Source organism: Streptomyces sp. NPDC001922, assembly GCF_042891165.1.
In the GTDB taxonomy this organism is placed as follows: Bacteria; Actinomycetota; Actinomycetes; order Streptomycetales; family Streptomycetaceae; genus Streptomyces.
This window is the reverse complement of sequence record NZ_JBIASV010000011.1, coordinates 12,406-30,799: the sequence shown is the minus strand read 5'-3', so window position 1 is coordinate 30,799 and position 18,394 is coordinate 12,406. Positions and strand designations below refer to the sequence as shown.

Genomic DNA, 18,394 nt, shown 5'->3' with positions numbered 1-18,394 from the left:
CGTCCCGCCGCCGTCGCCGTACGCCGTCGTGCCCGCGGTGGCTACAGCCCCCGGATCTCGGCGATCTTCCGTCCGGCCTTCAGGTAGACGGTGCCGCTGAGACCCTTCTCCGCCAGCACCCGCGGGACGACCTCCCCGAGCGGGCCGGTGGCGGCCGCCTCGTCCAGGACGGCCGTCTGCTGGCCGGTCCCGGTCTCGACGACCAGCCGCAGCCCGTTCTGCTTGGCCAGCCGGCGGGCCGCCGAGGCGCTCTGGGTGAACTCCAGCACCTTGGTCAGCACCGTCGCCACGGTCTCCCCGCCGTGCTCCGCGGCGTCGACCGACGGCAGCGACTCGACCTCGGTGAAGCTCTTCTTCGAGAACTGGGCGATGAAGCCCGCGCGAGCCGCCATCGCGGCGTCCACGCCGTAAAGGGCCGCCACGACCTCACCCGCCAGGACCTTCTTCAGGTCCATGGGGTGCAGCGACTTCTCCTCGATCCGGGACAGCGCGAGCGAGATCTCCTCGTCCGTCCACTCGGTCCACGCCTTCAGGTACGGCTCCATCAGCCGGTCCGGCACCGACATGATCTTGCCGAAGACGTCCTCCGCGGTCGCCGTCAGACCGACGTAGTTGCCCTTGGACTTGGACATCTTGGCGCCCGAGCCGTCCGTGCCCTCGATCAGCGGCATGGTGACGACCAGCTGCTGCTGCTGTCCCCGCAGCTCCATCAGCTTGCGGCCCATCTGCAGGTTCAGCAGCTGGTCCGCGCCGCCCAGCTCCACGTCGCACTCCAGCGCCACCGAGTCCAGGCCCTGGGCGATCGGGTACAGCAGCTCCGACATCGTCAGCCCGGACCCGTCCGCGAGCCGGTTGCGGAAGTCGTCGCGCTGGAGCAGCTGCGAGACCGGCACCTGGGAGAGCAGGCCCAGCAGCTCCGGGAAGGTGTACGGCGCCAGCCACTCGCTGTTCTGCCGGAAGCCGACCTTCTCGAAGTCGAAGAAGGGCCGCACCTGCTCCCGGTAACCGGCCAGGTTCGCGGCGATGTCCTCGTCCGTCAGCGGCGGCCGCTCGGCCGTCCGGCCCGACGGGTCGCCGATCTTGGCCGTGAAGTCACCGATCAGCAGGGTGACATCGTGACCCATGCGCTGGAAGCGGCTGAGGATGATCATGGGGACGGTGTGGCCGAGGTGCACATCGGCCGCGGTGGGGTCGATGCCGAGCTTGAGGCTCAGCCCCCGGCCCTCGGCCCGGCGCTCCTCGATCCGCTCCGCCAGCCTGCTGACCGACGGGATCACATCCACCGTGCGCCGGGCGATCAGCTCCGCCTGGTCCTTCGCCGACAGGTCCGACAGGTCGAGATAGCGCCTCGCCTTCGTCTCCGTGAGCAGCTGCTCCACGGTCTTGTCGGAGGAGAGGTCCTGCGCCAGCAGTGCACTGGTGCGAGCGACGGAGTCGCCGAGGCGTGTCATGACGTTCCTGGAGGGGATCGGGACGGACAGGTGGACGGGGTGAATTCTATTTGGTCGGGCACCGCGGCTCGGCCGGGCACCGCGCCCCGGCCGAGCCGGCGGGAAGGGGAGGCGCTGCCGGGCCGCCCCCGGGGCCGGCGCGGGCGCGGTGCCCGGCCGAGCCGCGGTGCCCGGCCAGGGACCGGGCCGGGGGCCGGCCCGGTCCGGCAGGTGAACGGTCCGCTTCCGTCAGACGCCCCGGCTGACCGAGCTCATATGGAAGTCCGGAACCCGCAGGGCGGGCATCGCGGCCCGGGTGAACCAGTCGCCCCACTCCCGCGGCAGCGTCGGCTCGGTGCACCCCGCCTCCGTGACCCGGGACAGCAGGTCGACCGGCGACTCGTTGAAGCGGAAGTTGTTGACCTCCCCGACGACCTCGCCGTTCTCCACCAGGTAGACACCGTCCCGGGTGAGCCCGGTGAGCAGCAGCGTCGCGGGATCGACCTCCCGGATGTACCAGAGACAGGTCAGCAGCAGCCCCCGCCGTGTCCCGGCGACCATCTCCTCCAGCGACTGCTCGCCGCCGCCGTCCAGGATGAGATTGTCGGTCGGCGGGGCCACCGGCATGCCGGTCACCTTGGAGGTGTGCCGGGTGGTGACCAGCCGGCTCAGCCGGCCCTCACTGATCCACTCGGTGGGCTCCAGCGGCAGGCCGTTGTCGAAGACCGACGCGTCGTCACCCGAGGCGTGCGCCAGCAGGAACGGCGCGCACTCCAGCCCGGCCGCGTGCGGGTCGCTGCGCAGCGTCAGCGGCAGCGGGGACAGCTTCTCGCCCAGCCGGGTACCGCCCGCCGGCTTGCTGAAGACCGTACGGCCCTCGACCGCATCCCGCGCCGTGGCGGACCACTGCTGATAGACGAGCAGATCCGCGACGGCCGTCGGCGGCAGCAGCGTCTCGTACCGCCCGGCGTCCAGCTCCACCCGCCGCTGGGCCCAGGCCAGCCGCCGGGCCAGCTCCGCGTCCATCGCGGCCGGATCGACATCGGTGAAGTCCCGGGTGGCCCGGCCCGCCCACGCCGAACGGGTGCGGTCCGGGGACTTGGCATTCAGTTCGAGGGTGCCGGTGGGCTGGTCGTGCCGCAGCCGCAGCCCCGCCGAGGTGCCCAGATAGCTGGAGACGACCTGGTGGTTGGCGAAACCGTACAGCTCCCGTCCGCCGTCCCGGGCCCGGGCGAACGCCTCCCCGAGCGCGGGCGCGAACGCGGAGAAGACGGCGGACGAGGTCTCGGCCGGCGCCTCGGTGAAGTCCGGGGCGGCGGGCACCCCTTCGACCAGCGGGCGGGCGTCCTCGGCGGGCCCCGCATCGCGGGCCGCCGCTTCGGCCGCCCGCACCAGGGGCTCCAGATCGTCCGCGGTGACCGCCGCCCGGGACACCACGCCGGACGCGGTGCCCTCCGCCCCGTCCACCAGGGCGACGACGGTCAGCGTCCGGCCGCGCGTCACGCCGTTGGTGGTCAGCGAGTTGCCCGCCCAGCGCAGGTTCGCGCTGGACCCCTCGTCGGCGATCACCACACAGCCGTCGGCACGGGAGAGTTCGAGGGCGCGCTCCACGACCTCATGCGGCTGGGTCGTGCGGGTCATCGGCCTGCCTCCTGCGTGGTGTTGAGAATGTTGACGCCGCGGAACAGTGCGGAGGGGCAGCCGTGCGACACCGCCGCCACCTGGCCCGGCTGCGCCTTGCCGCAGTTGAACGCCCCGCCGAGCACATAGGTCTGCGGACCGCCGACCGCGGTCATCGATCCCCAGAAGTCGGTCGTCGTCGCCTGGTAGGCGACATCCCGCAGTTGCCCGGCCAGCCGGCCGTTCTCGATCCGGAAGAACCGCTGCCCGGTGAACTGGAAGTTGTAGCGCTGCATGTCGATCGACCAGGACCTGTCGCCCACGACGTAGATGCCGCGCTCCACCCCGCTGATCATCTCCTCGGTGGACGGCCCGTCCGGCGCCGGACGGAGCGAGACGTTCGCCATCCGCTGCACCGGCACATGGCCGGGGGAGTCCGCGTACGCACAGCCGTTGGAGCGCTCGAAGCCGGTCAGCTTCGCGATCCGGCGGTCGAGCTGGTAGCCGACCAGCACCCCGTCCCTGACCAGGTCCCAGGACTGCCCGGCCACGCCCTCGTCGTCGTAGCCGACGGTCGACAGGCCGTGCTCGGCGGTCCGGTCCCCGGTCACGTTCATCAGCTCGGAGCCGTACCGGAGCTCGCCGAGCCGGTCGAAGGTGGCGAACGAGGTCCCCGCGTACGCCGCCTCGTACCCCAGCGCCCGGTCCAGCTCGGTGGCGTGGCCGATGGACTCGTGGATGGTCAGCCAGAGGTTCGACGGGTCGACGACCAGGTCGTACGCGCCGGCCTCCACGCTCGGCGCCCGCATCTTCTCCGCCAGCAGCGACGGCAGTCGGTCCAGCTCCGCGTCCCAGTCCCAGCCGGTGCCGGTCAGGTACTCCCAGCCGCGCCCGACCGGCGGGGCGATCGTCCGCATCGAGTCGAACTCACCGCTCTCCGGGTCCACGGCGACCGCGGTGAGCTGCGGATGCAGCCGGACCCGCTGCTGGGTGGTCGTGGTGCCCGCGGTGTCCGCATAGAACTTGTTCTCCCGCACCGTCAGCAGCGAGGCGTCCGCGTGCGCCACGCCGTCGGCCGCCAGCAGCCGGGAGCTCCACTCGGCGAGCAGCTCCCGCTTCTCGGTGTCGGAGACGTCGAACGGGTCGGTCTCGTAGGAGGAGACCCAGGTCCGGTCCGCGTGCACCGGCTCGTCCGCCAGCTCCACCCGCTCGTCCGATCCGGCGGCGGTGATCACCTCCGCCGAGAGCTTCGCCATGGCCACAGCCCGGTCGGCCACCGCGGCGGCGGCGTCCGGCGTCAGGTCCACCCCGGAGGCGAAGCCCCAGCTGCCGCCGTGCACCACGCGCACCGCGTATCCCAGGTCGGTGGTGTCGGACGAGCCCGCGAGCCGGGCGTCCCGCAGCCGCCACGCGGCGCTGCGCACCCGCTCGAACCGGAAGTCCGCGTGCTCGGCGCCCAGCGCGCGGGCACGGGCGAGCGCCGCGTCCGCGAGCGTGCGGAGCGGCAGCGCCAAGAAGGACTCGTCGATGGAATGGGGCACGTCATCCTCCCGGGGTCGTTGCCCCGATCATGCCGCAGAAGCCGCTTGCGGCGGCTGCATTTTCCGGGCGCGGACGGGGCGGACGGTGCGGGGCCATCCGTCAGGTGCGGCGCGAGCCCGAGATTCACATCGTGAACCTCGGGTGGCGGTCGGCACCGGCGCGCGGCATGGACGGCGCGAGCAGCACGGCGTGGGTACAATTTCCTGAGTGTAGGTACACATCCGCTCCACGGGAGGAAGACCCGATGAGCACCATCTCGGTCCGAGAGTTCTCCTACAACCCCAGCGCCGTCTTCGCCCGTGTGGAGAAGGGGGAAGCAGTCCAGGTCACGCGCCATGGCAATGTCATCGCCATACTGCTTCCGGGCTCCGGACCCGTGGCCCGCTACTCCGACCTGGTGGCTCAGGGGAAGATCCGCCTGAAGGGCGCCACGACCTCCGATCTCGATCGCCTGCCCCGGTACGACCTCCCCCCGGATGCGCCCGATCCGGTCCTCTCGCTTCTCGCGGAACGTGAGGAGGACGACCGTTGATCTACATGGACTCCTCAGCCCTGCTGACCCTGCTGACCGGCCGGCACCATTCCTCGGCGCTGCGCAGCGCGCTGGCTGCTCGCCCCGGTGTCCCGATGGCCACGAGCAGCGTGGGGTTCGTGGAAACGGTCCGCCACCTGGACATGGTGGGGTCGTTCCCGAACGCCCTGACGGACCTGGACGGCATGGTGACCGAGATCCTCCTCACCGAGGAGGTCCGGAACCTGGCTGCCAGGGTGCCGGGCTCGCTGCGTTCCCTGGACGCCATCCATGTGGCGAGTGCGCTGACCGTAGGAGAGGCGCTCGATTCCCTGATCTCCTACGACAAGCGGATGCTCGATGCGGCTCGCGAGGCCGGACTGGTGGTTCTGGCGCCCGGCATGACGGACTGATGCCGCGGACGGGTCGCCGTAGGTCGTCACGCCGGGTCCAGGGAACCGCTCACCGCTCGCCCTGGGAGAGGGCGGCCCGGGCTTCGTCCGGGATGCGGCCGAGCTCGGCCGCCGCCCGGCCGCGGTCGCGTCGCCCGCCGCCGCCAGGTCCTCCAGTTCACGGAACCGGGCGGCAACGACCGGACGACGTTGGATCTCCACATGGACGGCCCAGCGTGCGGTGAACTGCTGGAGAAGTGTCAGGTCGGAGCCCTGCCTGGCCTGGTCCGCAGCCTGGTCGAGCTCCCGGGTGAACGGCGGCAGCGCGGCCGGGGCGATCTGGGCAACAGCCTGGCGCAGCGCGGTCACGGTCGCCGGAGGCCGGGGGATGCGGGGCTGCTCCGAGGCTGGGGCGGTCATCCGTTCTCCCATGAGCGGCATTCCCGGCCGTGGGGCCGGCCTCCTCAGTGGCAAGGGTGCGGAGGCCAACTGTCCGAGTGATGCGACGGATGAGTTTTGACGCCGCTCCGCGCCGTGCGGCGATGGCGTCCCGAGCGTGGGGGTTCTGTAGGGATCCAACAGTGACCGGGTGATCCCCCTGTCGGGGGTCGATTCTCCGTGGCGCCTCCCAGACCGATAGTTTTTGGGTACCTGACCGCTATCGAAAGGGTGATCCGTTGAGCCGCTCGGTTCTCGTCACCGGAGGAAACCGGGGCATCGGCCTCGCCATCGCCCGCGCCTTCGCCGACGCCGGCGACAAGGTCGCCATCACCTACCGGTCCGGGGAGCCGCCCGCCGGCTTCCTGGCCGTGCGCTGCGACATCACGGACCCCGAGCAGGTCGAGCAGGCCTACAAGGAGATCGAGGAGAAGCACGGCCCGGTCGAGGTGCTGGTGGCCAACGCGGGCGTCACCCGCGACCAGCTCCTGATGCGGATGTCCGAGGAGGACTTCAGCGCCGTCCTGGACACCAACCTGACCGGCACCTTCCGGGTCGTGAAGCGCGCCAACCGCGGCATGCTGCGCGCCAAGAAGGGCCGCGTCGTCCTCATCTCCTCGGTGGTCGGCCTCCTCGGCTCGGCGGGTCAGGCCAACTACGCCGCCTCGAAGGCCGGCCTGATCGGATTCGCCCGCTCGCTCGCCCGTGAGCTGGGCTCCCGCAACATCACCTTCAACGTCGTCACCCCCGGCTTCGTCGACACCGACATGACGAAGGCCCTCACCGACGAGCAGCGTGAGGGCATCGTCGGCCAGGTGCCGCTGGGCCGCTACGCGCAGCCCGAGGAGATCGCCGCCACGGTGCGCTTCCTCGCCTCGGACGACGCCTCGTACATCACTGGAGCCGTCATCCCGGTTGACGGCGGATTGGGCATGGGTCACTGATCACATGAGTGGAATCCTCGCCGGCAAGCGCATCCTCGTCACCGGAGTCCTCACCGACTCCTCGATCGCCTTCCACGTCGCCAAGCTCGCTCAGGAGGAGGGCGCCGAGGTCGTGCTCACCGGCTTCGGCCGGCTCAGCCTGGTGGAGCGCATCGCCAAGCGGCTGCCCAAGCCCGCCCCGGTCATCGAGCTGGACGTGCAGAACAAGGAGCACCTCGCGGGCCTCGCCGACAAGGTCGCCGAGCACCTCGGCGAGGGCATCGGCCTCGACGGTGTCGTGCACTCCATCGGCTTCGCGCCGCAGGACGCGCTCGGCGGCAACTTCCTGAACACCGAGTGGGAGTCGGTCGCCACGGCGGTCGAGGTCTCGGCGTTCTCCCTGAAGTCGCTGACCATGGCGCTGCTCCCGCTGCTGGAGAAGCGCGGCGGCTCGGTCGTCGGCATGGACTTCGACGCGCAGATGGCCTGGCCGAAGTACGACTGGATGGGCGTCTCCAAGGCGGCGCTGGAGGCCACCTCCCGCTACCTCGCCCGTGACCTGGGCTCGAAGAACATCCGGTGCAACCTGGTGTCCGCGGGCCCGATCAAGTCGATGGCCGCCAAGTCCATCCCGGGCTTCGAGGAGCTCGCCGACGTGTGGAACACCCGCGCCCCCATCGGCTGGGACCTCTCCGACCCGGAGCCCGCGGGCCGCGGCGTCGTCGCCCTGCTCTCCGACTGGTTCCCCAAGACCACCGGCGAGATCGTGCACGTCGACGGTGGCGTGCACATGATGGGCGCCTGACCTCCGGAACCCGCCCGACCGGCACCGACGCCCCGGCCCGCGCAACCGCGCGGGCCGGGGCGTCGCCCGTTCGGCCCAGTACCCCGGGCGCCGCTCCCCGGCGCCGGGGACCCTGGTGAGGTACGACCCCTTGTGGTGCAGCCGCGGCGTTCCCGCAGTACGGCCGAGGAGGTCCCCCGAAGTGCGTGTTCTCCGTCGTGCCGCCGCAGCGGTGCTGGTCCTCTCCGCAGCTGTGATCTCCCCGTCGTCCGCCGCCGCCATCGCGGCTCCGGACGCCGGCGCCTCCCGTACGCCCCGTCCGGCGCGCCCGGGCCCGGACCGTGAGCCCTGGCCGCCGTACCGCGCGGAGTGCCGGACCCGGGTCGAGGGGTCGCGGGCCGTGGTGGCCTGCCACAACCCGTACCCGGAGAGCGACCTGATCCAGCTGCACATCGAGTGCGACCGGTGGTGGGACCCGGATGTGGACGGCAAGCCGGTGGACGTCGGCCCGGCCAGGACCGTCGAGCTGGAGGACCGCTGCTGGATGGACATACGCGCCGTCTGGATCACGCACACCCCGGCACCGCGGTGACGGCGGGCGGCAGGCGGGCCCTCGGGGACTGACCGTGGTGAGGCGGGGTCCGGGGCACGGGGGCCGGGACGTGGGCGGCCCGCTGACCGGGGCGTCCGCGACAGGCACCCGGACATTTCCCGGGGCGGCCGGGCCCGGGCGTCCCCCGGCCGGGCCCCGTGAGGTCAGCGGCCGTCGGCGGCCATCCGCTCGCGGTGGCACGCCAGGGCGTACCCCGCCGCCTCCGCGCCCGCCGCGTCGGCGTCACCGGCACGGATGGCCTCGACCAGCCGCGCGTGCTCCATGTAGTCCTCGGGGCGCATCGCATGGGGCACATCGCTCCGCAGCCAGTCCCGGAGGACGTCCCGCAGATCCGCGTAGAGCGTGGTCATCACGTCGTTGTGGGAGGCCGCGACCACCGCCAGGTGCAGGGTCGCGTCGGCCTCCACGAAGGCCTCGATGTCGCCCGACTCCCAGGCGGTGTCGCGCCGCTCCAGAAGGATGTCGAGCTGCGCGAGGTCGCGTTCGGTGCGGCGCTCCGCGGCCAGCCGGGCGGCCGACGACTCCAGCGTGCTCCGCAGCTCGGCGATGTGCCGCGGGGCGGCGTCCGCGAAGCGCCGCTGCATCACCCCGGCCAGCTCGCTCGTCGCGACCACATAGGTGCCCGAGCCCTGCCGGATGTCCAGCAGCCCGTTGTGGGCGAGGGCGCGTACCGCCTCGCGGACGGTGTTCCGGGCCACCCCCAGCTGCTCGACCAGCTCGGGTTCCGTGGGGATGCGGGAGCCGACGGGCCACTCGCCGGAGGCGATCTGCTTCCGCAGCTCGGTGATCACCTGGTCGACGAGCGCGGAACGCCGGGGGCTGGTCAGCGGCATGGCTCTCCAGAACGGTCGGGTCGGTCGGATCGGTGTGCCGGGTCGAGTCTGTCGGAAGGGGCGGCGTGATGGGAGCGGTCCCGGCGAGGGGAGCGGCCATGAGCCGAATCGATTGGACAGGCAATCATCCCATGATTCTATGATGGCGCATATGGCCGACGACACCTCCACCCTCAGCCCTGACCGATCCACCGCCACCGAGCCCTCCCGCGCCGAGCCGACCGACGGCGCGCAGCCGGCCGTGCCCGGCTGGCTGACACGGCTGGTCGTCGTCGGGATGGTGCTCGCCGCCCTCAACCTCCGCCCCGCCATCACCAGCCTCGGAGCCCTCTTGGAGGAGGTCCGGGACGGCCTCGGGATGAGCGGTACGGTCGCCGGGCTCCTCACCTCGGTGCCGCCGCTGTGCTTCGCGGTCTTCGGGGTCGCGGCACCCCGGCTGGCGCGCCGCTGGGGCGCCGGCGCCGTCGTCGGCGCGGGCATGGCGGCCATCGCGGCGGGCCTGCTGATCCGCCCGTTCGCGGGAACCACCGGCGGCTTCCTCGCCGCCAGCGCGCTCGCCCTCGCGGGCATAGCCGTGAGCAACGTGCTGATGCCGGCGATCGTCAAGCGCTGGTTCCCCGACCGCGTCGGCACGATGACCGGCCTCTACTCCATGGGGCTGGCCCTCGGTACCGCCCTCGCCGCGGCCGTCACCGTGCCCGTGGCCGGCGTGCTGGGGGACAGCTGGCGCATGGGGCTCGTGGTGTGGGCCGTCCCGGCCCTGATCGCGGTCCTGCCCTGGCTGCCGCTGGTCCGCGACCGCGACCGCGGCGCGGCAGCCGCACGGGCTCACGGGCGGGACTCCGCACCGGCTCCCGGGCAGGGCGGGGCCGGCGACGGCCCCCGCGCCGCGGGCCGCAGCATCGTCCGCAGCCGCACCGCCTGGGCCCTCGCCTGCTTCTTCGGCCTCCAGGCGACGGCCGCCTACATCACCATGGGCTGGATGCCGCAGATCTTCCGCGACGCGGGAGTCCCGGCGGCCACCTCCGGCGTCCTGCTCGCCGTGGCCATGGGGCTCGGTGTGCCGCTCTCCTTCGTCCTGCCGCGGCTGGCCGCCCGGATGCGGAACCAGGGTCTGCTCGCCATGGGCCTGGGGCTCTGCGGACTCACCGGCTACGCGGGCCTGTACCTCGCCCCGGCGGCCGGAGCCTGGGGCTGGGCGCTGCTCCTGGGGGTGTCCAACTGTGCGTTCCCGCTGGTCCTGACCCTGATCGGGATGCGCACCCGGACCGGGGCGGCGGTGGTGCGGCTCTCCGCCTTCGCCCAGAGCGTCGGCTACCTCATCTCGATCCCGGGGCCGCTGCTGATCGGCGTGCTCTACCAGCACAGCGGCGGCTGGGGGCAGCCCCTCGCGCTGATGGCCTGCCTGATGGTGCCGCAGATCGGGCTGGGGCTGCTGGCCGGGCGGAACCGCTTCGTGGAGGACGAAATCGGCGTGTGAGCCGAACTCGACGGATGGGGGGCGCCACCCGTGGCCGCCGGGCGGTCCCGTGACCCGGGACCGTCCCGTTCCCCACTGGCGGCCCCGGCCGCCCCGGCCACCCGCGGTCGCGCGCGGTGGCTCCGCGGCTGCCCCGGGTGCGGTCGCGGCCGGACCTGCGGCCGGACCTGCGGCCGGACCTGCGGCCGGACCCGCGGGCGGTGGCCCGGGCCGGGAGTGCGAGACTTGGCCGCATGCCAGTGCTGGATCCTCACCCCCAGAACAGCCAGAAGAAGCTGCTCGCCGTCCTCGGGCTGATGCTCGTCATCACCGTGGTCATCGGCGTGATAGCGAGCGTCGCTTCCCCCTGAGCGTTACGGCCGCGGCGGGGTCGTAAGCGGGGCGCGCTCCGCGCGGCACCGGCCGTTACCGCCGCATCTCCGTGATCGCGAGGAGCCCGCGGGGGTTCCGGTGATCGCGAGGAGCCGGCGGGCCCCGCCCGCGGAAGACGCCGGCAGCGGCGCCCCCGGGTGGGCGGTGCTTCCCCTAGGGGACGGGGATCAGGGGCGCATGGGTGGATCACCGGATGGGCCCGGTCGCCCCGTGTCCGTAGGTTCGAGGTACACCGCGCCGAGCGGTGGGCGCGGCCGTGGCAGGCGGCCGCGCCGTCCGACGCGATCTACGGAGGCGGGTCCCATGGCGGCGCCCACGCTGTCGTCCCGTACGCGGACCGGTGCGCGGAACGGTCCGCGGATCGGTTCCGGGCCGGGAGCTCGGAACCGGAACCGGAAGCGGAACGCGCCCCCGGGGGCCTCAGTCGTCGGTGCCCCCGTCCGCGGCCCCTCCCAGGCCGGGGCCCGGAGGCGGAGCTCGGAGGCGGGGCAGTTGCCCTGGTGGGCGATGGCGCTGCCCGCTCTAGCGTTCCTGGCCCTGCTGGCGCTCGCCCTCGGCCCGTCCGAGGCCCACGCGGCGTCCGGCCCGTCACCGGCGCCGGCCCGGATCCTGGAGCATGTCCGGTTGCTTCTGCCGGACAGCGCTCCGTGACCGACTCCCGGTGCTGATCCGCTGAGCCCGTCCTCGGTGGCCGCCGTGCGACCGGTTCCCGGCGGTGTCCGGCGGCCGGGCCTGCCGGCGCCGGGTGACCGTCCCTGGTGGGCGGGCAGATCACCCGTCACGGGTGAGGCTCTCAACACCCCGCGCCTCACCGCTGGTTTCATGCGAAGCTGGGACGCATGAGCGCCGCTGCAACTTCCCCGGAAACCACCCCCGGACCCTCGGAAACCCGCAGGATCGTCCTCCTCCGCCACGCCAAGGCCGACTGGCCGGAGGTCCCCGACATCGAACGCCCGCTCGCCGACCGCGGGCGCAAGGACGCCCCCGTCGCCGGCCGCCGGATCGCCGGGATGGGCATCAACCCCGATCTGACCCTCTGCTCGACCGCGGCCCGGACCCGTGAGACCTGGAAGCTCGTCGTGCACGAGCTGCCGCAGCGGCCCAAGACCGTTTACGAGGACCGGTTGTACGAGGCCTCCCTCGGCGAGCTCATCGCCCTGCTCAACGAGACGCCCGACGACGTGAAGGACCTGATGGTCATCGGTCACAACCCCGGGATGCACGCCCTGGCCGACGCCCTCGCGGGAGCGGCCGACGCGGACGCCCTGGCCCGTATGCAGCGGAAGGGCTTCCCGACGGCCGCGATAGCCGTCGTCGGGTTCAACGGTTCGTGGAAGTCGGTGGAGCACGGTGTCGGCAGGCTCCTGGACTACTGGACGCCCCACGAGTGACCTTCGGTACCGCTGAGTCGTCGGCCTTCACCCCTGACGGGCGGTGGAGGCCGACGCTCTGTGCGGGGGACCGGACCGGGGCCCGGCCGCCGGGAGCAAGCCCCGGACGTCACCGGGGTGGGTCCACGAGTCCGACGGCCCGGGCCGCGGGCCGTACCGGGGAAGCCTCCGCCGTCCCCGGACCGTTCAGTCGGCGTGCGTGTCCGCCGCCTCGACCTCTTCGCGGGTGACGCCCAGCAGGTAGAGCACCGTGTCGAGGAACGGGACGTTCACGGCGGTGTGAGCCGCCTCGCGGACGACCGGCTTGGCGTTGAACGCCACACCGAGCCCCGCAGCGTTGAGCATGTCCAGGTCATTGGCGCCGTCGCCGATCGCGACCGTCTGATCGAGCGGAACCCCGGCCTCGGCGGCGAACCGCCGCAGCAGCCGAGCCTTCCCGGCCCGGTCGACCACGTCACCGATCACCTTGCCGGTCAGCTTCCCGTCCACCACTTCCAGGGTGTTGGCGGAGGCGAAGTCGAGCCCCAGCCGCTCCTGGAGGTCATCGGTGACCTGGGTGAATCCGCCGGACACGACTCCCACTTGGTATCCCAGGCGCTTCAGGGTGCGGATCAGCGTCCGGGCGCCCGGTGTCAGCCGGACCTCCGCGCGCACCTTGTCGACGACCGACGCGTCGAGCCCCGCCAGCAACGCCACGCGGGCGTGCAGTGACTGTTCGAAGTCGAGTTCGCCGCGCATCGCGGCCGTCGTCACCTCGGCGACCTTGTCCTCGCACCCCGCGTGGGCCGCGAAGAGCTCGATCACCTCGTCCTGGATGAGGGTCGAGTCGACGTCCATCACGACCAGCCGCTGGGCCCGCCGCTGGAGGCCGGCGGCGACCACCGCGACATCGACGCCCAGCGCGGCCGCCTCGGTCGCCAGCGCAGTCCGCAGCGGCTCCGTGTCCGCGCCGGACACGGCGAATTCCACCGCGGTGACCGGGTACTTCGCGAGCCGGAAGATCCGGTCGATGTTGCCGCCGGTGCCGGTGATGCGCGCCGCGATGGCGGCCGTCGACTCGGCGGTCAGCGGGTTGCCGAGCACGGTGACATGCGAACGGCCCGTCCCCCGGGGCCGGTTGTCGCCCCGGCCGGAGATGATCTCGGCCTGCAGCTTGAGCGACTCGGCCCAGCTGTGCACGGTCGCCCGGAGCTCACCCTCGGTGACGCTGTCGCCCCCGCCCGACGGGGCCGTGACCAGGGCGCAGAGCACTATCCGGCCCCGGGTGACGACCTGCTCGATGTCGATGACGTCGACGGAGTAGGCGGCGAGGGTGTCGAACAGCCCCGCGGTGATGCCGGGACGGTCCTTGCCGAAGATCTTGACGAGCAGGGTGGGGGCGTCGTCTCCCGGAACCCCGGTGGCGGGTGCGTTCTGCGATGCGCTCATGGTGTACCCACCGTATCGGGGCCGCGGAGGAGGCCGCGCGGCAGTCCCGCAGTACGGGACGTGATCCGGCCCGGCGCGTGGCCCGTACGCACCACCTGCGTGGACCGCACGCACCACAGGGGAGACCGCGGGGAGGCCGGTGCGCACGGTGGGTCACCGTACGGATCCGCCGGGTTGACGGCGGGAGCTGTGCGCGGGGTGCTCGGGCTGTGCGCCCCGGGCGGGGAAGAGCGGAGGCAGGCGGGGACGGGCGGCCGCGCGCCCGGTGCGGGGGGAGCGGCGGGGCAGCGCCGCGTGGCGCGATGTCGACGCTGACGGCCGGCTTCCGTCTCGTGCCCGGTGCCCCCGCACCATGGCCGCCGTCCGCCCCGCATCGTGGCCGCCGCCCGCACCGCGGACCGGGCTCGCGGGGGAGTGGGACGGGCGCCCGCCCCGGCCCGGCGCCGCGCCCTTGCGCCCCCGGACCGGCCGACGGCCGTGGTGCGGCACCGGATCCGGCGTGAAAGCCCGGCGAAGGCCCCGATGAGCCCGCTCGGGGGCGCCACCGGCCCGTCGAGTTGCCCGTTTGGCGACGATCCATGGATATCGCGCAGCGAATACGGCTCTCTGGGCGCCTTTCAGCGGGTCGTGGCAGACGAGGGGCCCGGTTCCCAAGGCCCGACTTTCAGTTCGGGTGTTGAGCCTGAAATAGTTCCTGACGATGTTCACCATCCCTAGACTCCCGGGCAGGGAGTCACTCGGGGGACAACTAGTGGGGCATGGAGTGCCGGAACTCGTACTGGAATTGAACGGACGGACCTGGACGCTCGATGCGTCCAGGGCGTACAACCTCGGACGTGATCCGCAGGGCGACATGGTGATCGACGACGCCAGGGTCTCCTGGCGGCACGCCACCATCCGCTGGAGCGGGCAGAGTTGGGTGATCGAGGATCACGGAAGCACGAACGGCACCTACGCACAGGGCCGGCGTATCCAGCAGCTGGAGCTCGGACCCGGTTCGGTGGTGCACCTCGGCAACGCGACCGACGGTCCGCGACTGAACCTCAGCGGTGCCGCGGCGTCGGCGGGGCAGGGCGGGCAGTCCGCGTCGGCCGCGCCGCAGCAGGCCACGCCCGACTGGGTGGCGCAGGGCCTGCAGGCTCAGGGACAGCGGCCCCAGCAGCAGGCCCCGGCCCAGGCCCAGCAGGCCCCGGCCCAGGCCGGGTACGCCCAGGCCCCGTATGCGCAGAGCCCGCAGGGGCAGGTGCCCGCGCAGTCCGACTGGCAGCAGGCGCAGTCCGGGCAGGGGCACGCCGGGGCGGCGCAGTCCGGGCAGGGGCAGGTCCCGCAGCAGGGCGCCGGCTCCGCCGGGGGCGGCCCGGCGAACGGTGACCGCAGCCCGACGTCGTTCCACCGGATCGCCGCCGGCCACGTGATGCGGATCGGCCGTGCGCTGGAGAACGAACTCGTCGTCTCCGACCTCCAGGTCTCCCGGCACCACGCGGAGTTCCGGGCCACTCCGGACGGCCGGTTCGAAATCGTCGACCTGGGCAGCCACAACGGCACCTATGTCAACGGCCAGCCGGTCCAGAGCCAGATCATCGGCCCGCAGGACATCGTCGGTGTCGGTCACTCGACATTCCGGCTCGTCGGTGACCGCCTCGAAGAATTCGTCGACACGGGTGACGTCTCCTTCTCCGCCCGCCACCTCACGGTGACGGTCGACGGCGGCAAGCAGATTCTCAAGGACGTGTCCTTCGGCGTTCCGGAGAAATCGCTCATCGCGGTGATCGGCCCGTCCGGCTCCGGAAAATCCACGCTGCTGCGGGCACTGACCGGATACCGTCCGGCCGATCAGGGTGATGTCCTCTACGACAACCGAAATCTCTACACGCAGTTCGCCGAATTGCGGCAGCGTATCGGTCTGGTCCCGCAGGACGACATCCTGCACAAGGAGTTGACGGTCCGCACCGCGCTCAAGTACGCGGCCAAACTCCGTTTCCCCGGTGACACCGCGGAGGCCGAGCGCGAGGCCCGTATCGACGAGGTGCTGCGGGAACTCAAGCTCGACATCCACAAGGACAAGAAGGTCACCTCGCTCTCCGGAGGCCAGCGCAAGCGGGTTTCCGTGGCGCTGGAGCTGCTGACCAAGCCGTCGCTGATATTCCTGGACGAGCCGACCTCCGGCCTCGACCCGGGCATGGACCGCGACGTCATGCAGCTGCTCCGCGGCCTGGCCGACGACGGCCGTACGGTCCTGGTGGTCACCCACTCCGTGGCCGAGCTGGCGATCTGCGACAAGCTGCTGGTCATGGCGCCCGGCGGTTCCGTGGCCTACTTCGGCCCGCCGGAGGAGGCCCTCAACTTCTTCGGCTACCCGACCTGGGCGGATGTCTTCTCGGCCTTCGAGAACTTCCGTGACTACGACTGGACGGGCCGCTGGCGCGGTTCGCAGCACTACCAGATGTACGCCGCGGACCTCGACGCCGTCGCCCCCCAGACCTCCCAGGTGCAGCCGCAGCAGACCCGTCCGCCCAAGCCGCAGAGCTGGGGATCCCAGCTGTGGACGCTGATCCGACGCTATGTGTCGGTGATCGCCTCCGACAAGGGCTTCATCGGGCTGATGGTGCTGCTGCCCGCCATCCTGGGCGGGGTGAGCGTGGTGATCCCGGCGAAGCACGGGCTCACCTTCCCGACGCCCCCCGACCGCTTCAACAGCGGCGCGGGCATGATCATGATGATCCTGGTCGTCGGGATGTGCTTCTCCGGAGCGGCCAACTCCGTCCGGGAACTCATCAAGGAACGGGTGATCTACGAGCGGGAACGCGCCGTGGGGCTGTCCCGGTCCGCGTATCTGATGTCCAAGGTGATCGTGCTCGGCGTGACCACCGCGTTCCAGGCGGTCATCATCTGCGCGATCGGATTCTCGGTCCGCAAACTCCCGGAAGAGGGAGTGGTGTTCGGCCCACCGGCGGTCGAACTGTGCCTGTCGGTGATCGCGATCGGCTTCACCTCGATGATGTTCGGCCTGGTCATCTCCGCGCTGGTGAAGACCGCCGAGAAGACCATGCCGCTGCTGGTCATGTTCGCCATCGTCCAGCTGGTCTTCACCGGAGTGCTGTTCCAGATCTTCGGCAAGCCGGGTCTGGAGCAGTTCGCCTGGCTCATGCCGTCCCGCTGGGCGGTCGGTGCGGCCGGCGCGACGCTGGACCTCTCGCGCCTCATGCCGCCGTGGGACCCGCAGAACCCGACCGACCTCGACCCGCTCTGGGACCACTCCGCGGCGCAGTGGGGCATCGACATGACCCTGCTGATCGCGCTCGGCATCGGCTGCTGCTTCCTCGTGGCCAGGCTGCTGCGCCGCCACGAGCCGGAGGTCATGCGCAAGTAACGGCACACATCCGGGCCGGCGCTGCCGGGCTCCGGACGTGCCGAAGGGCGGCGGCAACCCTCAGGGGTTGCCGCCGCCCTCGTGCATGCGACGCTCCGCGTTCTGGAATCGCGGTGGTGCGTGGCCTCGGCCGTACGGGCCGGACGGATCAGTACGCGGAGTCCACGTTGTCCATCGAGCCGTACCGGTCGGCGGCGTAGTTGCACGCGGCAACGATGTTGGCGACCGGGTCGTACTGCGAGTTCTTGGTGCCCTCGACGTGGTACTGGTCGAAGGTCGGCTTGATCACCTGCAGCAGACCGATGGACGGAACGCCGTTCTGGGCGTTGATGTCCCAGTTGTTGATCGCGTTCGGGTCACCGCCGGACTCACGGATGATGTTGCGGTGGATGCCCTCGTACGAGCCAGGGATGTCGTGCTTCTTCATGATGTCCATGGCCTCGCGGATCCACCCGTCGAGGTTGTTCGGGTACTGCTTGGGGGCGACGGCCGCGCGCGCCTTGGACCGGTTCGCGGCCTCCTTCGCGGCACGCTCCTTGGCGGCCTTGGCCTTGGCAGCCTTCTCCTTGGCCTCGGCGGCGAGCTGAGCCTTCTTCTTCGCCATCTCCGCGGCGGCCTTCTTCTGCCGCTCGGCCTCGGCCTTGGCCTTGGCCTTGGCGGCCTGGGCCTTCTTGGCGGCCTCGGCGGACTGCTGGGTCAGGCTGTCCTTCTGAATCTTGCCGACGCTGCCGGCGTGCTGCTCCGCGACGGGCTTCGCGGAGAGCGCCTGGGCCTTGGGCGCCTGCTCGGCCTCGGCGGAACCGGGTACGACCGCGAAGGCCAGGGCCGCGGCGCCCGCTGCGGCGACACCCGCGGCGGAGAGACGGTGGGTCTTGGTCAGACGGCGATAACCAGAAAACGTGGGGACGGGCATGCGTGGGACCTCTTCCAATAGCTGGTGTCGCAGAGGCCGGGTCGGTGTCGGCAGCGGGTGATCCCTGAGCGGCAGGGATTCGCTCGCCGTCCGGCAGAAAGCGCCGCCTTCGATCTGCGGCGCCTTGCGACGGGAGCAATTCTTAGCGGGCCCAAAATGCCGTGGCAATGATGTGACGTACTACCGGGAGTCGTTGGAACGGGGGTTCCGAGAACGCATTCCAGCGGGTTTCGGCACCGCTCACCCGGCCTTTATGCATCCACTAAGTGAGGTCGTAAGTGATGTGCGTCCTATGCCCGGGCTCACATTCGGCCCGGGTGGATTTCACCGGATGAATCCGCGGTGGCACCCAGC

At 71.7% G+C, this 18,394-nt stretch carries 16 protein-coding genes and 1 pseudogene; 10 read left to right on the top strand and 7 right to left on the bottom strand.

Annotation, left to right across the window (positions count from 1 at the left end; genetic code table 11):
- Positions 1-41: 41 nt before the first annotated feature.
- From tyrS to ACFYYR_RS21180, 3 genes are all read right to left on the bottom strand, one after another.
- The gene (gene tyrS, locus ACFYYR_RS21190) at positions 42-1,451 is read right to left on the bottom strand and encodes a tyrosine--tRNA ligase (protein ID WP_388855561.1); all 1,410 of its coding nucleotides are present in this window, start codon (positions 1,449-1,451) and stop codon (positions 42-44) included.
- A gap of 228 nt (positions 1,452-1,679) precedes the next feature.
- A complete protein-coding gene (locus ACFYYR_RS21185) occupies positions 1,680-3,071 on the bottom strand; it encodes a metallopeptidase TldD-related protein (RefSeq protein WP_388855558.1) in 1,392 nt (463 codons plus the stop codon).
- A complete protein-coding gene (locus tag ACFYYR_RS21180) occupies positions 3,068-4,591 on the bottom strand; it encodes a TldD/PmbA family protein (protein ID WP_388855555.1) in 1,524 nt (507 codons plus the stop codon). Before ACFYYR_RS21180 ends, ACFYYR_RS21185 begins: the two co-directional genes overlap by 4 nt.
- 245 nt (positions 4,592-4,836) lie before the next feature.
- Here ACFYYR_RS21180 and ACFYYR_RS21175 point away from each other — a divergent pair, with 245 nt between their 5' ends.
- Both ACFYYR_RS21175 and ACFYYR_RS21170 read left to right on the top strand, forming a co-directional pair.
- Positions 4,837-5,124, top strand: a complete 288-nt coding sequence (locus ACFYYR_RS21175; protein WP_388855552.1) for a type II toxin-antitoxin system Phd/YefM family antitoxin — start codon at positions 4,837-4,839, stop codon at positions 5,122-5,124.
- 5 nt (positions 5,125-5,129) lie between these two features.
- Entirely contained in the window at positions 5,130-5,516 is a 387-nt protein-coding gene (locus ACFYYR_RS21170; protein ID WP_388855549.1) for a PIN domain-containing protein, read from the top strand.
- A 49-nt stretch (positions 5,517-5,565) separates the two neighbouring features.
- On the opposite strand, the pseudogene ACFYYR_RS21165 reads toward ACFYYR_RS21170, so the two are convergent.
- Positions 5,566-5,915 (bottom strand): annotated as a pseudogene (locus tag ACFYYR_RS21165) (hypothetical protein).
- A gap of 257 nt (positions 5,916-6,172) precedes the next feature.
- Here ACFYYR_RS21165 and fabG point away from each other — a divergent pair.
- The 3 genes from fabG to ACFYYR_RS21150 all read left to right on the top strand — a co-directional run bounded on the left by fabG (position 6,173) and on the right by ACFYYR_RS21150 (position 8,232).
- Positions 6,173-6,877 carry a 3-oxoacyl-[acyl-carrier-protein] reductase gene (gene fabG / locus ACFYYR_RS21160; protein WP_388855546.1) on the top strand — a complete coding sequence of 235 codons (705 nt, stop codon included), beginning with the start codon at positions 6,173-6,175 and terminating at the stop codon, positions 6,875-6,877.
- Positions 6,878-6,881: 4 nt separating this feature from the next.
- On the top strand, positions 6,882-7,661 hold the full coding sequence (fabI, locus tag ACFYYR_RS21155) for an enoyl-ACP reductase FabI (RefSeq protein ID WP_388855543.1): 780 nt from the start codon (positions 6,882-6,884) through the stop codon (positions 7,659-7,661).
- Between the two features lie 181 nt (positions 7,662-7,842).
- The gene (locus ACFYYR_RS21150; RefSeq protein ID WP_388855540.1) at positions 7,843-8,232 is read left to right on the top strand and encodes a hypothetical protein; all 390 of its coding nucleotides are present in this window, start codon (positions 7,843-7,845) and stop codon (positions 8,230-8,232) included.
- A gap of 164 nt (positions 8,233-8,396) precedes the next feature.
- On the opposite strand, the gene ACFYYR_RS21145 is transcribed toward ACFYYR_RS21150, so the two are convergent.
- On the bottom strand, positions 8,397-9,086 hold the full coding sequence (locus ACFYYR_RS21145; protein WP_388855537.1) for a FadR/GntR family transcriptional regulator: 690 nt from the start codon (positions 9,084-9,086) through the stop codon (positions 8,397-8,399).
- Between the two features lie 151 nt (positions 9,087-9,237).
- On the opposite strand from ACFYYR_RS21145, the gene ACFYYR_RS21140 reads away from it, so the two are divergent.
- The 4 genes from ACFYYR_RS21140 (at position 9,238) to ACFYYR_RS21125 (ending at position 12,329) form a co-directional block, all read left to right on the top strand.
- Positions 9,238-10,566 (top strand): CynX/NimT family MFS transporter, encoded by a 1,329-nt coding sequence (locus tag ACFYYR_RS21140; RefSeq protein ID WP_388855534.1) that lies wholly within the window; start codon positions 9,238-9,240, stop codon positions 10,564-10,566.
- 233 nt (positions 10,567-10,799) lie between these two features.
- Positions 10,800-10,916 (top strand): SGM_5486 family transporter-associated protein, encoded by a 117-nt coding sequence (locus ACFYYR_RS21135; protein ID WP_388855531.1) that lies wholly within the window; start codon positions 10,800-10,802, stop codon positions 10,914-10,916.
- A gap of 514 nt (positions 10,917-11,430) precedes the next feature.
- Positions 11,431-11,589, top strand: a complete 159-nt coding sequence (locus ACFYYR_RS21130) for a hypothetical protein (protein ID WP_388855528.1) — start codon at positions 11,431-11,433, stop codon at positions 11,587-11,589.
- Between the two features lie 188 nt (positions 11,590-11,777).
- Positions 11,778-12,329 (top strand): SixA phosphatase family protein, encoded by a 552-nt coding sequence (locus tag ACFYYR_RS21125; protein ID WP_388855525.1) that lies wholly within the window; start codon positions 11,778-11,780, stop codon positions 12,327-12,329.
- Between the two features lie 186 nt (positions 12,330-12,515).
- On the opposite strand, the gene serB is transcribed toward ACFYYR_RS21125, so the two are convergent.
- Positions 12,516-13,757: a phosphoserine phosphatase SerB gene (serB, locus tag ACFYYR_RS21120; RefSeq protein ID WP_388855522.1), complete on the bottom strand. Its 1,242-nt coding sequence runs from the start codon at positions 13,755-13,757 to the stop codon at positions 12,516-12,518.
- A gap of 763 nt (positions 13,758-14,520) precedes the next feature.
- Here serB and ACFYYR_RS21115 point away from each other — a divergent pair.
- Positions 14,521-17,127: an FHA domain-containing protein gene (locus tag ACFYYR_RS21115; RefSeq protein WP_388855519.1), complete on the top strand. Its 2,607-nt coding sequence runs from the start codon at positions 14,521-14,523 to the stop codon at positions 17,125-17,127.
- A gap of 148 nt (positions 17,128-17,275) precedes the next feature.
- Here ACFYYR_RS21115 and ACFYYR_RS21110 read toward each other — a convergent pair whose 3' ends face one another.
- Positions 17,276-18,040, bottom strand: a complete 765-nt coding sequence (locus ACFYYR_RS21110; protein WP_388855516.1) for a transglycosylase SLT domain-containing protein — start codon at positions 18,038-18,040, stop codon at positions 17,276-17,278.
- Positions 18,041-18,394: the final 354 nt, after the last annotated feature.